The organism is Acinetobacter lwoffii, assembly GCF_024129715.1.
Taxonomy (GTDB): domain Bacteria; phylum Pseudomonadota; class Gammaproteobacteria; order Pseudomonadales; family Moraxellaceae; genus Acinetobacter; species Acinetobacter lwoffii_U.
The window spans coordinates 24,078-37,729 of record NZ_JAMXXM010000014.1 but is presented as its reverse complement, the minus strand read 5'-3'; the positions used below and the strand labels follow the sequence as shown (position 1 = coordinate 37,729).

The following is a 13,652-nucleotide window of genomic DNA, read 5'->3' as shown; positions in this document are numbered from 1 at the left end:
GCCTCTAAGATTCTTGCATCCTCCAATCATAATTGAAGCCTCATGTCCAAACTTGCCGTACTCGATGATCTGTTAGCGCATTATTATCAACTGGCTTATCACACCCGGCCTGACATTTTAAGCCGTTTACAGGATGTGCAGGCCTGGCAGAAAGTCCGCATGCAGCGCACTCATCGCGCCCATTTTGCTGAAAAACAAAACCTGTTGATGTCCGAATATTTCCTGAACCGTCTCTACGGCGGTGCTGAATTTGATGCGCTGGCAGAACAGATTGCCCGGCTGATGAAATATGCGCATAAAGCAGAAAAAGTTATTCCGGAAAATGCCATTAAAACCGGCACCTCAGGGGTAGAGCTGGCTATTCTGGCGGTACAACTGGATGAACAGGTCGCGATTCAGTTATTACAGGATTATCATCCACATGAACCGCTGACTGACGAGATGATGCGCCTGACCTATTTGAAGCTGGATCAGGGTGAAGCACGCTTGAAACAGCTGGCTCTACTGGATCAGCTCGGCATGAGTCTGGATAAATACATACGTTCATTTGTGGTCTATACCGCCTTTAAAATGTGTAAGGGCGCGGCGAATAAGTATAACTTTCAGGTGATGTATGAATTTATGCAGGATGGTTTTCTAGCGATGAAGCCACTTAAATCGGCAGAAAAATTTGTACGCACGTTCACGGCAACCGAACGCCAGATTATCGAGAAAGTACATTCTGGCGATCCGTTGCCATTTCAGTAAATACCCGATGAGTATTTCTGCCAAGCGTGAATTTTTCTGTATATTATTCATAACAATTGCATCATGATTGCTGAATAAGCCTTTAGAATCTGTCATGATGCAGACAATGCAAGATTAACCCGATTGATATGTTAGGAGTGACTCCAATGTCGAATGAAAATACAACGCCTACCCCTACCCCCGAGTCGGCACAACAGACAGACAAAGTGAGCCCATTCTTAACTGAACCCCTTCCACAAGGCACCCCGCAAGGTCAGCAACAATCTTTAGAACAACGTCTGACTGACACGCCTGTGACGGGTACTGTGCCTAAATACAATCTGCCACGTGGTGCCAATACCGGTAACGTCGGCTCAACCACACACTTCGGCTATCAAACTGTAAACAGCGAAGAAAAAGCTCAGAAAGTCGCAGAAGTGTTCCACTCGGTGGCGAGCAAATACGACATCATGAATGACTTGATGTCTTTTGGTATTCATCGCCTGTGGAAACGTTTTGCGATCAATATGTCAGGTGTACGCCGTGGCCAGCATGTGCTGGATATCGCGGGCGGCACCGGCGACTTGGCGAAAGTCTTTAGCCGCGAAGTGGGCCCGACGGGTCATGTGGTACTGTCTGATATTAACGAATCCATGCTGAATGTCGGTCGTGACCGTCTGATTGATGCGGGCTGCACCAATGTCGATTTCGTTCTGGCCAATGCCGAAACCTTAGAACCATTTGCAGACAACAGCTTTGACCTTTTGACCATTTCTTTTGGCCTGCGTAACGTGACCGATAAAGATGCGGCACTGGCTGCGATGTACCGTGTACTCAAGCCAGGTGGCCGTTTACTGGTTCTAGAATTTTCTAAACCGGTGTTTGAGCCATTCTCCAAGCTGTATGACCTTTATTCGTTCACGGCATTGCCAATCATGGGCAAAATCATTGCCAATGATGCTGAGAGCTATAAATATTTAGCTGAATCAATCCGTATGCATCCGGACCAGCGCACCCTGAAAGGCATGATGGAAAATGCTGGCTTCCAGAATTGTGACTATCACAACCTGACTGGTGGGATTGTTGCGGTTCACCGCGGTTTCAAACTTTAAGGTTCCTTGCCTATGTGGTCAATTCTGGCACTCGGTGCTGTTGAACGCGTGATTCATCATATCATTGATCTGGATGCCATTACCCGCATCCAGCTGAATGCTCTGTCCGGTAAGATGCTGCGGGTGGTGATCGCCTCGCCGCAGCTTTCGGTCGATGTTTTTTTTGATGAAAGCAAAGTTCGTCTGGAACCAACGGCAACCGGTCATACCGAAACACCTTCGGTCTTTGAACAACGTCCATTTGACGCAAGTTCCGCGACAGTCCTTGAAGCGACCGCAACCTTGCAGGTCAGCAATGTGGTGGAATTACTCAAGCTGCTGCTTTCCGATGAAGTCGGCAATATTCCATTGCAAGGCGACTACAAGTTATTGCAGGAAATCCAGCGCATCATGCAACAGGCAGAATTAGATCTGGCGGCGCACTTAAGCCCCTGGATTGGCCCGACATTGGCGCATGAAATTGGTAAATTGCAACTGCTGCCCAAGCAGCTAAAACGCACCCTGCAAAGTCAATTATTTTTTGCCGAAGATGCCTTAAAAGAAGACAGCGGTCTGTTTGCCCCCCGCTGGCAAATGGATGACCTGAATCAGGACACCCGTATCCTGAATCAAAATTTAGATCGGGTTGAAGCAAAAATCCATCAGCTTCAGGCTCAAATTGATGCCTCAAACAATTCTACTCAAGACTAGGTACACAGCTTTATGATTCCGCATGTTTCACGTTTACTCGAACTTTGGCGCATCGCCGCGCACTATCGACTCGACACGTTGTTTCCTGCGGAAGAATTACCAGAAAAATCCCGGCATGTGCTGTCCCTCATCCGGATGCATCCGGCTGCCTGGTCCAGTCGTGAACGTAAAAATCCGCTCAAGCTGAAACTGGCTTTAGAAGAAATGGGGCCGTTGGCGATCAAGCTCGGTCAACTGCTCTCGACCCGCCGTGACCTGATTCCACCTGAAGTTTTACAGCAACTGGTGTTACTGCAAGACCGGGTCAAGCCATTTGATAATGACGTGGCCAAGATGCGCATTCAGGAATCCCTGAAAGCTGATGTAAATACCCTATTCGCGCGTTTCGATACCCAGCCACTGGCTGCAGCTTCGATTGCTCAGGTGCATACGGCTGCCCTGCATGATGGCCGTGAAGTGGTGGTTAAAGTCACCCGCCCGAATATTCGCCAGCAGATTTTGCAGGATTTTGAAATTCTGGAATGGCTCGGTCAATTTCTGGAAAAACGTCTGGAAGCTGCCCGCGCATTGCACCTGTCGGAAATCATTCAGGATTATCGACAGATCATTCTGAATGAACTAGACCTGACGCTGGAAGCAGACAATACCCGCCGCATGCGCCATCATTTTACCGGCTCGAGCATGATGTATGTGCCGGAAATTTACATGGACAGCAAAGATGTTCTGGTGGCCGAGCGTATTACCGGGGTACCAATTTCAGATATCGCGACCTTTGACCGGTTGGGCATGGATCGTGCCGATCTGGCGCGTAAAGGCCTGACCATCTTCTTTACTCAAGTGTTCCGCGATAATTTTTTCCATGCCGATATGCATCCGGGCAACGTCTTTGTAGAAACCATCAATCCGGCCAATCCGCGTTTTATTGCGCTGGACTGCGCGATTATGGGCGAGCTGTCCAAGCATGACCAGATGACCGTAGCACGCATGCTACTGGCGGTCATGAACAGCGACTTTATGCAGCTGATTCAGGTGGTGCATCAGGCCGGCTGGATTCCACCGGGAACTGATCAGGATGCGTTGGCTCGTGAAATGCGCCGCAGTGTGGGGCCAATGGTCTCAAAACCGATGCATGAACTGGACTTTGCCGGCATTCTGATTGAAGTCATGGATATCGCGCGTCGTTTCCATCTGGAAATTCCCCCTCAATTGATGCTACTGCTAAAAACTTTGGTGCATGTCGAAGGTTTGGGAACCGACCTGTATCCTGAACTGGATATCTGGAGTCTGGCCAAACCGATCCTAACGGACTGGATCAAGGCCCAGATGAATCCGCAAAAGAACCTGAAAGAACTGGGACAGAAAATTCCGGATCTGCTTTTAGGGGCACAGGATTTACCGACCCTGATGATCGACAGCTTAAACGGTTTAAAAAATCAGTCGGCCTGGCATGCCAAACAGCTCAATGAATTACAAAGCATGCGCCTGCAAATGGAACATCAACAGAAGCGTAGCTGGATGTTCGGCAGTGTCATGGCCATTCTGCTGGCGATTGCAATTATTTCACCGTGGTTTGTGTCGGTGATTCTGATTGTGCTAGCAAGTGTGCTTGCCGTCTGGCGGATTGCGAAATAACTAAATGAGCTTTTAAAAAACCTGACACTGTTCAGGTTTTTTATTTTCTGGACATCGCATGACTCCAAAGTCACCTTAGGACATATCTTGCCATTGGGTCTTTAGACCTATCGCTTAAAATAAGCACACATTTGACTGGTATAGGTTCAACCATGGTACAGATTTTACAAAAACGTGCGCCTGCGCTGACGATTCGTGCTGGCCATCTGGCACGTGAGCTGATTCTGGAACAAGGTTTGCAACCCGAACAGGTCGATATCGTGCCCGGTGCGGCAGGCGGCCCCAAAGGTATCGGTATCCAGGGACTGGATCAGGCGATTTTTGGTGAGTTTTTTCCACGTGCACCTCAGCGTAGAACTTTGGTGGGTTCTTCGATTGGCAGCTGGCGTTTTGCCAGTATGGCTGCACATGGTGCTCAACAGGGAACCGAACGTTTGAGTGAGCTGTATACTAACCTCTATTTTCATAAAAAAATGACCCGTCAGGATGTCAGCGAAGTTTGCCGTGGCATGCTGCTGGATCTGGTACAAGGCAAAGAAAACGATCTAGTCAATCATCCAGATTATCATCTCGCAGTCATTTCAATTAAAGCCCAACACATTTTCCAGAGTGACAAGGCATTGCCGTTGCTGGCTTCTGTGGCTGGAATTCTTGGAACGACCGCAGTCGCGCGCCGGCACAGCCGTTATTTCATGCAACGTGTGATCAGCCAGCCCAATATAGGTGAACAGTTTAAAATCGCTGAAGATGGATTTACCACGCATTATCATGCACTGACCGAACAGAGTGTGTTGTCCTGGTTGATGGCTTCAGCGTCTATTCCCGGAGTGATGGCAGCGGTGAATAATATTCCAGATGCACCGCAAGGTTATTATCGCGATGGTGGCCTGATTGATTATCACATTGACCTGCCTTTTCAGAGCAAAGGTATTGTGCTGTATCCACATTTTACCGATAGCATTACCCCCGGCTGGTTTGACAAGTTATTTAAACGTACCTCAAATCCAGAAAATCAGGCACGAACTTTGCTGCTTTCTCCATCACAGCAATATCTGCAAAGTTTGCCTTTGGGTCGTTTGCCTGACCGTAAAGACTTTAACTTAAAAGGTTTGGACCACGCCCAACGCATTCAGCTCTGGAAGCAATGTATTGCGGAAAGTCAGCGTCTGGGTGATGAATTTCTTGAACTGGTCGAGAAGCAGAATTTTGCTGAGGTGATGCAAGCCTTGTAATTGGCCGCAGCTGCCCGATTATTTGTATAATTGCTTTAATTTTGTGAACTGTTGAAATTTATGCAGAAGTTTTTAGTGGTCCTGCAATACCTGTGTCTGGCCTTTGCCATTTATCTGATTTATAGCGTCAGCATGTCGCTATATAGCCAGGATTTTGTCCTGATGGAGTTGGTCGCTGATATCGGTACGATTCTGATCTGTATCGACCTGGCGGTGTTTTTATTTACCAGTAAAGGCAAGCCCGGCATTAGCATGGAAGAATATGCAAAAAGACTGGAACAGCCACCATCTAAACTGGTCTATGTGACACGAAAATTGGGGCATCTCGGTATTTTGCTGATTATCACCAGCTGGATTGTGCCGATGATTAACTCATAATGATCCAATAAAAAACCTCCCAATTGGGAGGTTTTTTTAAATTAAAGATATCTGAAAATTATTTAGAACCTTTAATCCCTGCTTGCAATAGCAATGCACCCAAACCACCAATTTTTTGCTCTTGTGGTTTAGCCGCTTGATGTTTCTTACCCTGAGGGCGATCACCTTGCGGACGTCCTTGCTGTGGACGTTTACCCTGAGGCTTACGTTCACCACGTGGCTCATTGTTCTCGCGACGTGGCTGACGTGGTGCTTTCGCCGGCGCTTCAGAACCTTCAGGACGCATCGACAGATTCACGCGGTTACGTTCAGCATCCACATTCAAAACACGGACTTGTACGATTTGACCCGGTTTCACCACTTTATGCGGATCAGCGACGAATTCATTGGCAAGTTCAGAAATATGTACCAAACCATCTTGATGCACGCCCACATCGACAAATGCACCGAAGTTAGTCACGTTAGTGACTACACCTTCCAGTTGCATGCCTTCAGACAATTGCGCAACTTCAGTAATGTCATCACGGAATTTAGCAGTGCGGAACTCTGGACGCGGGTCACGGCCCGGTTTTTCCAGTTCAGCCAATACGTCTTGAATCGTCGGTAGACCGAATTTCTCGTCTGCAAATTCTTCAGCATTCACTTGGCGAATGATTTCTGTATTGCCAATGATGTCTTTTACAGTCGTTGCTTTCGCTTCAACAATTTTACTCACCAAAGCATATGACTCAGGGTGAACCGCAGAAGCATCTAGTGGTTCTGTACCATCTTGAATACGCAAGAAGCCCGCAGCCTGCTCAAAAGTACGCTCGCCTAAACGTGGCACTTTCTTCAAAGACTGACGATTGTCAAAACGACCATTTTCCTTACGGAATTCCACAATTTGCTGTGCGATCGATTTGTTCAAACCCGCGATATAACCCAGAATTGCTGCAGATGCAGTATTTACATCCACACCCACCGAGTTCACACAGTCTTCAACGACCGCTTCAAGGGTTTTCGCCAGACCGGTCTGGTTCACGTCATGTTGGTACTGGCCTACACCGATTGATTTAGGATCGATTTTCACCAGTTCAGCCAATGGATCCTGTAAACGGCGTGCAATCGATACCGCACCACGAATAGATACATCTAGTTCAGGCAGTTCCTGTGAAGCTAGTTCAGATGCTGAATACACCGATGCACCTGCTTCAGATACAGAAACACGCGTCATTTTCAGATCACTGTTCGCAGCCATCATTTCAGCAACTAAAGCTTCAGTTTCACGGCTTGCAGTACCATTACCAATCGCGATCAGGTCAACATTGAACTCGCGGCATAAACGCGCCAGCTCGGCCAGTGAACCTTCTTTATCGTCTTTTGGTGCAAATGGATAAATCGTGCTGTGTGCAAGAACATCACCAGACTCGTTCACTACCGCCAGTTTCACACCGGTACGGATACCCGGGTCCACGCCCAAAGTGGTACGTGCGCCTGCAGGTGCAGAAAGCAGTAAATGACGCAGGTTTTCAGCAAAGACGTTCATCGCTTCTGTTTCAGCAGCCAGACGTTTTTCAGTCAGCAATGAATGTTCGATCGTTGGACGAACTTTACCGAGCCAAAATAGTTTTGCAGTTTGCTTCAAGAAATCCTGACGCGCTTGTGGCTGAACAGTTTCAAGATTGTATTCAGTTTCAATACGCGCCAACGGGGCATCATCTTCGCCATCCACTTTCAGGCCTAAAACGTTTTCTTGACGGCCACGCAGCATCGCCAATAAACGGTGTGAAGGCACTTTATTCAAGTTTTCAGAGAAATCGAAATAATCACGGAATTTTTTACCGACTTCTTTTTTCTCATCACTGGCAACCAAACTTTTCAGCACGGCAGTTTTTGCAAATGTCGCTTTAAGTTCAGTGGTCAGCGCGATATTTTGCGCCCAGTCATCAATCAGGATGTGCTGGATCGCATCAAGCTGGCTTTCAGTATCTGGGTAATCTTCATGGCTAAAACCCACCAAAGCTTCAGCTGGATCAACGGCTTCATTAAAGATTTTTTCGGCAATCGGGCCTAGACCGGCTTCTTTGGCCTTGAATGATTTACTGGTACGTTTTGGACGGTACGGCGCGTAAATTTCTTCTAATGCATTTTTGGTTTCAGCGGCATTCACACGCGCCAATAAATCATCAGATAATTTATCTTGTTCTTTGAGTGATTCAATCACCTTTTCACGACGCTCATACAAATCACGCAAGTATGATAAACGCGTATCGAGTTGACGTAGTTGCGTATCGTCTAAGCCTTGCGTTACTTCTTTACGGTAACGTGCAATAAAAGGAACACTGGCACCTTCATCAATAAGCTTGATGGCAGCCTCAACTTGATTTGGACGTACGGCAAGTTCTTTTGCCAACTGCTGAACTAAGTCAGTCATCGTGTTTGATCCCACAAGGATAAGTACTAAATGGCATGATTATAAAGACCGGGTCTATAAAATCCACCATTGTTTTTATTAATTTACCTCATCTTTATATTATGAAGTGCCACAGTTTTCAGCTTTTCCCGATAAAGTTTGTATGAACTTTGCTCTTTATCCAGCTTAAAATCGTATTTTTTGCTCATTTAGATGTATATATTTGGTATCTATGTCTTGATTTTAACTGCAATATTTGGTGCTTTAGAGCATAGTCAATTAATATCAATGAATCGTATACTCAAAGCCTATTTGATTTTTGTTCATGACGACAATAAAGAATAAAGGAGCATCTCATGAGTTTAGTTGTACCTGCTGAAAAAGCCGATGCCGTACATACCGAAACGGACCGGGTCGAACGGATCCTGGTGGTTGATGATGATGTTCGTCTGCGTACCTTATTACAGCGTTTTCTCGAAGATAAAGGCTTTGTGGTTAAAACTGCACATGATGCCACGCAGATGGATCGACTTTTACAGCGGGAACTGTTTTCTCTGATCGTGCTCGACTTTATGCTTCCGGTCGAAGATGGCTTGAGTATCTGTCGTCGTTTACGCCAATCCAATATCGATACGCCTATCATTATGCTCACCGCTCGTGGTAGCGACTCGGATCGTATTGCCGGTTTAGAAGCAGGTGCCGATGATTACTTGCCTAAACCGTTTAACCCGAATGAGCTGCTGGCACGTATTCGTGCGGTATTGCGCCGTCAGGTACGTGAAGTGCCGGGTGCACCAAGCCAACAGATGGAAGTGGTTTCTTTTGGCCCATGGTCGCTAGATCTCTCTACCCGCACTCTGACCCGTGAAGGCCAAGTGGTAACGCTCACTACTGGTGAGTTTGCGGTACTGAAAGCACTGGTTCAACATCCACGCGAACCATTAACCCGCGACAAGCTGATGAATCTGGCGCGTGGCCGTGAATGGGGTGCCATGGAACGTTCAATTGATGTTCAGGTGTCACGTTTACGCCGTCTGGTTGAAGAAAATCCTGCGCGTGCACGTTATATCCAGACCGTATGGGGTGTGGGTTATGTCTTTGTTCCAGATGGTGCTGAATAAAGGAAAACTTATAGGATAAAGATTACCCCAATTTATTGTCCCTAAAAGCCATTCGCGGCTGTTTGAGCCTCCCCTTCTTTAAAGGCTCGTATACAAATGCGCGAGTTCAGCGAATGGCAAAGTTTTTTGGTTACTTTTTTCAAAAAAAGTAACACAACAAGCTCCTTCCATCGAAGGTTCAAGCAGTAAGATTCCATTACAAATTATTATTACTGCTCAATTTGGAAAATGCCAACAGGGAGCTGGTGTGAAACTCGACCCCATCGATCCACAAAAATTTACCGATTTTGTCAGCTACTCGGAAAAGAAACGTACCCGCTGGGAACGCTTTCTCGACAAGATCAAGCCGCGTTCTGCTGCCATGCGTACCACAGTACTGGTGGTTTTTGTGGTGTGTTTTAGCCTGTTCATGTCCTTGTGGTTCTTTTGGCGTACCCTGTTTTTACCTGAAATCCAGCAACATGCGCGTTATCTGGCCATGGAACTGGAAATTCTCAACAATCCCGATCTGCGCCTGTATCACAAACAGCAAGAAGTGGATATCGATGACTGGCTGAAAAACCGGGTCGGCATTGAATACGTGACCAATCCAGCAAAATATCCCACGGTTCGGGAAAAGCTGATTGCAGAATTTTTTACTCGGCAGATCGAAACCAAACTGGCCAAAGAGTTACGTATCGAACAAGCCACGGTCTATTTTCAGTTTAAGCCGAGTCCACGTATCTGGATCCAAACTCCTGAAATGAATGGTCACTGGGTACAAGAGCCTTTAAAAACTTATGCCAACTATAGCAATGAACTAATTTTGGGCTGGTTGCTCGGCACTCCGATTATTGTCGGCATCATTATTTTGACCTTAGTGCGTCAGCTGAACCGCCCTTTACGCCGTTTGCAGAATGCCGCCAACAGTTATAGTCGAATCGGTTCAGCACCCTATCTGGATACCAATCATGGTCCACTGGAAATCCGTCAGGTCAATCATGCCTTTAACCAGATGATTTATACGCTGGATCAGACCGAGCGGGAACGCCGAATTATGCTGGCCGGAATTTCACATGACTTGCGCACGCCCTTAACCCGGATCCGCCTCAGTGCCGAAATGATGCCAGATGAAGACTTTCTCAAAGAAGGTCTGATTTATGATGTCGAAGATATGGACGCGATTCTGGATCAGTTCATTTCCTATATGCGCGATGGTTCCGATGAAGAACCACAGGACACCAATGTCAATGTACTGCTACAGGAACTGGTCAAGCAGTTTAAACCGCTAGATATCCGATTTAGACCACAAGATATACCGACCATTCAGGCGCGCAGCATGTCGCTAAAAAGACTGATTGGCAATCTGATTAACAACTCAAAACGTTATGGTTCAGAACCAATTGAGCTTTCTGCGCATGTTGAAGAAGATCAACTGTTGATTTGTGTCGCAGACCATGGCGAAGGCATCCCGGAAGATCAGATCGAAGCCTTGATGCAGCCTTTTGTTCGAGGCAATTCGGCACGAACGGTACAAGGCAGCGGCTTGGGGCTGGCCATTGTGAAACGGATTGTCGATATTCACCATGGCCAATTACGTATTCATAATCGTCCTGAAGGTGGGCTGGAAGCTGTCATTTCACTACCCGTAAATCAGGTGAACCCTGAGACACTTCCCCCAGCCACCACACTCGATAAAATTCGCCAAACCTTGACTGATCACTTTTAAGAAGTGATCATTAATCCAACGAATGACTTTTTAGTTTTTCTATACAATTCATTTTATAGGTCACGAATTCAATCATTTAAAAATCATCATTTTTTATTATACCTACATTTAGCTAAAAAATTAGACCTTAGCCTAACACCTATGCACAATACATTTTTTGAGCGGTACAATCCGTATCATAGTTTAAGAATTAATGAGAGTTAAAATGTCTTTAGATCGTATCCGTTTAGCCTCCCTACACAACAAAGTCATCAGCCCTGAACAAGCGGCTGAATTCATCCAAGATGGCATGACTGTGGGTATGAGTGGCTTTACTCGCGCTGGTGAAGCGAAGGCGGTTCCTTTAGCTTTGGTTCAACAGGCAAAAGCAAATCCATTAAAGATCACGTTAATTACTGGTGCATCACTAGGGAACGATCTAGACAAACAACTGACTGAAGCTGGCGTATTGGCACGTCGTTTACCGTTCCAGGTCGACAACACTTTACGTAAAGCAATCAACAACGGCGAAGTGATGTTCATTGACCAGCACTTGTCTGAAACTGTTGAGCAAATGCGTAACCTGCAGTTGAAAAAACCAGACGTTGCGATTATTGAAGCAGTAGCGATTACTGAAGATGGCGGCATCATTCCAACAACATCTGTTGGTAACTCTGCAAGCTTTGCCATTTTTGCTGAAAAAGTGATTGTAGAAATCAATACAAATTTAAGCCCGGCATTTGAAGGCTTGCACGATATCTACATCCCGACATATCGTCCAACGCGTCAAGCGATTCCATTGACTCAAGTTGATGAGCGTATCGGTACGCATGCGATCAATATCGATCCATCTAAAATTGTTGGTATCGTATTTAACAGCGAATTGCATGACTCTCCATCTACTGTGACCGCACCAGATGATGAGACTCAAAGCATTGCCAACCATTTGATCGCTTTCTTTGAAAAAGAAGTGGCTGAAGACCGTCTACCGAAAAACTTGGGACCTCTTCAAGCAGGGATTGGTTCAATTGCAAACGCCGTATTGACCGGTCTGAAAGATTCAAACTTCGAAGACTTGATCATGTACTCAGAAGTTCTGCAAGACTGTACGTTTGAATTGATCGATGCAGGTAAGATGAAGTTTGCTTCAGGTTCGTCTATTACGCTTTCTGCTAAATATGGCGAGAAAGTATTTAACAACCTTGAGCAATACAAAGACAAACTGGTATTACGTCCACAGGAAATTTCAAACCATCCTGAACTGGTACGCCGTTTAGGTATTATCGGCATCAACACTGCACTTGAGTTTGATATTTACGGTAACGTGAACTCAACTCATGTATGTGGTACCAAAATGATGAACGGTATTGGTGGTTCAGGTGACTTCGCACGTAATGCCCACTTAGCGATCTTCGTAACCAAATCAATCGCGAAAGGTGGCGACATCTCTTCTGTAGTGCCGTTTGCTTCACATATCGACCATGCAGAACATGATGTTGATATCCTGGTAACTGAACAAGGTCTTGCGGATCTTCGTGGTTTGGCACCGCGTGAGCGTGCACGTGCAGTGATTGATAACTGTGCGCACCCAATGTACCGCGATGCGTTGAATGATTACTTTGACCGTGCATGTGCAAAAGGCGGCCATACCCCTCATCTTCTTCGTGAAGCGCTTTCTTGGCACTCAAACTTCGAAGAAAATGGTCACATGCTTGCTGTTGAAGCTGCAGTAAAAACTGCATAATTGACTGCATTCACAAAACGCCCTACGGGGCGTTTTTTTATGGCATTTTTATATTTTTTTTGAATAGTCAGAACCTGATTATATTAAGGAAGCCATCTGGCTATCACCTACTCTTTCTTCTTTTATTTATCCTGCCGATCTGCTGTAGAAATACACTTCTGATGCTCAAGGGCTTTAAATTCTGATTCTTCACCCTCATACTTGAACACAAGAGCAAAATTAGAGACATGACATGCGCGTAGATATCTGGTCAGATGTGGTTTGCCCCTTCTGCTATATTGGTAAAAAACGTTTAGAAGCTGCTGCACAAGAAGCAGGTATTGAGCTAGAAGTACATTGGCACAGTTTCCAGCTCGATCCTGAAGCACCGGTACGTCAGGAAGTCTCCAACTCTGAGCGTCTGGCGCAAAAATATGGCCGCACCGTGGCAGAAGTCGAAGAGATGCAGCGCAATATTGCTGAAATGGCCAAAGTCGAAGGTATTGAATTTAACTGGGAAGGTGCCAATTCAGGCAATACCTTTAATGCGCATCGCCTGATTCACCTGGCGCAAAGCAAAGGTCTGGGCAATGAAGCACAGGAAGCATTCTTCTATAGCTATATGACCCAAGGTCTGGCGATTGGAGAACGTGAAACACTGGAAGATGTTGCAGCGCGTATTGGCCTGAATCCGGTCGAAGTCGATGACCTGTTGGATTCGGAAGAATATGCTGATTTCGTCAAATTCGACCAGGAAGTGGCACACGAACAACTCAAAGTGACCGGCGTACCTTTCTTTGTTTTTGATCAACGTGTGGCACTAGCAGGCGCGCAGCCTAAAGAAGTTTTCCTGCAAGTATTTGAAAAAGCGCTCGATACCTCAACCAATAGTCAGGCAGCACAGTGCTCAACAGAAACGTGTGACACGCCAGACCAAGCTGAATAAAACAACGTTCAAT

The 13,652-nt window shown here is 46.2% G+C and carries 11 protein-coding genes; 10 read left to right on the top strand and 1 reads right to left on the bottom strand.

Annotated features, from left to right (window positions below; all coding sequences use genetic code 11):
* Positions 1–42: 42 nt before the first annotated feature.
* The 6 genes from NI462_RS10040 (at position 43) to NI462_RS10015 (ending at position 5,770) form a co-directional block, all read left to right on the top strand.
* The gene (locus NI462_RS10040; RefSeq protein WP_253160480.1) at positions 43–747 is read left to right on the top strand and encodes a DUF8198 family protein; all 705 of its coding nucleotides are present in this window, start codon (positions 43–45) and stop codon (positions 745–747) included.
* Between the two features lie 146 nt (positions 748–893).
* Entirely contained in the window at positions 894–1,838 is a 945-nt protein-coding gene (gene ubiE, locus NI462_RS10035) for a bifunctional demethylmenaquinone methyltransferase/2-methoxy-6-polyprenyl-1,4-benzoquinol methylase UbiE (RefSeq protein WP_004647333.1), read from the top strand.
* 12 nt (positions 1,839–1,850) lie between these two features.
* Positions 1,851–2,528, top strand: a complete 678-nt coding sequence (locus NI462_RS10030) for a ubiquinone biosynthesis accessory factor UbiJ (protein ID WP_180087450.1) — start codon at positions 1,851–1,853, stop codon at positions 2,526–2,528.
* 12 nt (positions 2,529–2,540) lie between these two features.
* Positions 2,541–4,160 carry an ABC1 kinase family protein gene (locus NI462_RS10025; RefSeq protein WP_004729335.1) on the top strand — a complete coding sequence of 540 codons (1,620 nt, stop codon included), beginning with the start codon at positions 2,541–2,543 and terminating at the stop codon, positions 4,158–4,160.
* Positions 4,161–4,312: 152 nt separating this feature from the next.
* Positions 4,313–5,392: a patatin-like phospholipase family protein gene (locus NI462_RS10020; RefSeq protein ID WP_253160478.1), complete on the top strand. Its 1,080-nt coding sequence runs from the start codon at positions 4,313–4,315 to the stop codon at positions 5,390–5,392.
* 60 nt (positions 5,393–5,452) lie between these two features.
* Positions 5,453–5,770: a hypothetical protein gene (locus tag NI462_RS10015; protein WP_005245842.1), complete on the top strand. Its 318-nt coding sequence runs from the start codon at positions 5,453–5,455 to the stop codon at positions 5,768–5,770.
* Positions 5,771–5,828: 58 nt separating this feature from the next.
* Here the strand turns inward: NI462_RS10015 and NI462_RS10010 are convergent, their stop codons facing one another.
* Positions 5,829–8,183 carry a Tex family protein gene (locus tag NI462_RS10010; RefSeq protein ID WP_253160476.1) on the bottom strand — a complete coding sequence of 785 codons (2,355 nt, stop codon included), beginning with the start codon at positions 8,181–8,183 and terminating at the stop codon, positions 5,829–5,831.
* Between the two features lie 335 nt (positions 8,184–8,518).
* Here NI462_RS10010 and ompR point away from each other — a divergent pair, with 335 nt between their 5' ends.
* The 4 genes from ompR to NI462_RS09990 all read left to right on the top strand — a co-directional run bounded on the left by ompR (position 8,519) and on the right by NI462_RS09990 (position 13,639).
* A complete protein-coding gene (ompR, locus tag NI462_RS10005) occupies positions 8,519–9,283 on the top strand; it encodes an osmolarity response regulator transcription factor OmpR (RefSeq protein WP_004278590.1) in 765 nt (254 codons plus the stop codon).
* 247 nt (positions 9,284–9,530) lie between these two features.
* The gene (locus NI462_RS10000) at positions 9,531–10,991 is read left to right on the top strand and encodes an ATP-binding protein (RefSeq protein WP_253160474.1); all 1,461 of its coding nucleotides are present in this window, start codon (positions 9,531–9,533) and stop codon (positions 10,989–10,991) included.
* A gap of 205 nt (positions 10,992–11,196) precedes the next feature.
* Entirely contained in the window at positions 11,197–12,714 is a 1,518-nt protein-coding gene (gene scpC / locus NI462_RS09995) for a succinyl-CoA:acetate CoA-transferase ScpC (RefSeq protein WP_004647324.1), read from the top strand.
* 232 nt (positions 12,715–12,946) lie between these two features.
* Complete coding sequence (locus tag NI462_RS09990; protein WP_253160472.1) at positions 12,947–13,639, top strand: DsbA family oxidoreductase; 693 nt, start codon at positions 12,947–12,949, stop codon at positions 13,637–13,639.
* The last annotated feature ends 13 nt before the right edge of the window (positions 13,640–13,652 follow it).

What these genes read in the sequence shown, in the direction of transcription:
- NI462_RS10040 (WP_253160480.1), top strand. Translation starts at nt 43, where the DNA reads ATGTCCAAACTTGCCGTACTCGATGATCTGTTAGCGCATTATTATCAA.
- ubiE (WP_004647333.1), top strand. Translation starts at nt 894, where the DNA reads ATGTCGAATGAAAATACAACGCCTACCCCTACCCCCGAGTCGGCACAA.
- NI462_RS10030 (WP_180087450.1), top strand. Translation starts at nt 1,851, where the DNA reads ATGTGGTCAATTCTGGCACTCGGTGCTGTTGAACGCGTGATTCATCAT.
- NI462_RS10025 (WP_004729335.1), top strand. Translation starts at nt 2,541, where the DNA reads ATGATTCCGCATGTTTCACGTTTACTCGAACTTTGGCGCATCGCCGCG.
- NI462_RS10020 (WP_253160478.1), top strand. Translation starts at nt 4,313, where the DNA reads ATGGTACAGATTTTACAAAAACGTGCGCCTGCGCTGACGATTCGTGCT.
- NI462_RS10015 (WP_005245842.1), top strand. Translation starts at nt 5,453, where the DNA reads ATGCAGAAGTTTTTAGTGGTCCTGCAATACCTGTGTCTGGCCTTTGCC.
- NI462_RS10010 (WP_253160476.1), bottom strand. Translation starts at nt 8,183, where the DNA reads ATGACTGACTTAGTTCAGCAGTTGGCAAAAGAACTTGCCGTACGTCCA.
- ompR (WP_004278590.1), top strand. Translation starts at nt 8,519, where the DNA reads ATGAGTTTAGTTGTACCTGCTGAAAAAGCCGATGCCGTACATACCGAA.
- scpC (WP_004647324.1), top strand. Translation starts at nt 11,197, where the DNA reads ATGTCTTTAGATCGTATCCGTTTAGCCTCCCTACACAACAAAGTCATC.
- NI462_RS09990 (WP_253160472.1), top strand. Translation starts at nt 12,947, where the DNA reads ATGCGCGTAGATATCTGGTCAGATGTGGTTTGCCCCTTCTGCTATATT.